This is a genomic window from Streptomyces griseoloalbus (assembly GCA_014650015.1).
Taxonomy (GTDB): Bacteria; Actinomycetota; Actinomycetes; order Streptomycetales; family Streptomycetaceae; genus Streptomyces; species Streptomyces griseoloalbus.
The window spans coordinates 1-732 of the sequence record BMUD01000103.1 but is presented as its reverse complement, the minus strand read 5'-3'; the positions used below and the strand labels follow the sequence as shown (position 1 = coordinate 732).

The 732-nt window shown below is 71.0% G+C and carries 1 protein-coding gene; it reads left to right on the top strand.

Going from position 1 to position 732, the window contains the following annotated elements; genetic code table 11:
• Window positions 1-336 precede the first annotated feature (336 nt).
• A complete protein-coding gene (locus tag IE178_RS35130; RefSeq protein ID WP_318280428.1) occupies window positions 337-579 on the top strand; it encodes a GntR family transcriptional regulator in 243 nt (80 codons plus the stop codon).
• Window positions 580-732: the final 153 nt, after the last annotated feature.

Below are 732 nucleotides of genomic sequence, written 5' to 3'. Positions count from 1 at the left end.
CGACGGCGGTCGCGGGGGTGAGGGCGATGCCGTCCCACACGCATGTCATTCCGCGGACCTGTGCCTCGGCGAGCCCGTCCAGGGGCGGCAGGATGATTGCCGCTATCACCTGCTGCCGGGCGTCCGGCGATGGTGGGGTGTCGCTGTTCCGGGCGGACTGCGTAGTCTCTGCCATGTCGTCGCTCCTCGAAGCGGTGGCCACGCCCCCGGCCGGTCGCACGGCGCGGGGGTCCTTCGTCTACTCGCACGCTATCCCTAGTACGGGGTAGTGCACCCCTGTATACGCCCAACTTCTACCGATCGCGGGCGTGCGGGGCCCATGCCTACGGTGCACACGTGATCGACGAGTGGGCGCAGGACCGACCAAGGTGGGAGCAGATCGCCGACGTGATCCGGCAGCGGATCGCTGACGGCACCTACCCGCCGCGGTCCCGCGTCCCCTCCGTGCAGCAGATCGTCACCGAGACCGGCGTGGCCGTCGACACCGCACAGAAGGTGCTCGCGAACCTGCGGGAGCAGGGCGTCATCTACACGGTCCGCGGCCTGGGCTCGTTCGTAGCCGACCGGCCCCAGGCATGACGAAACGCCCCCGCCCGCCCCATGAAGGGGACGGACGGGGGCATGCGGCGTGGGGGTGAGTCGTCCCGGGCCGGCCTCCCACCACGGGGCCGGACCGGGACTCACACCCCGGTGCGGTAGAACTCCTCGATCTCGTCGGGCGTCGGGTCCGGC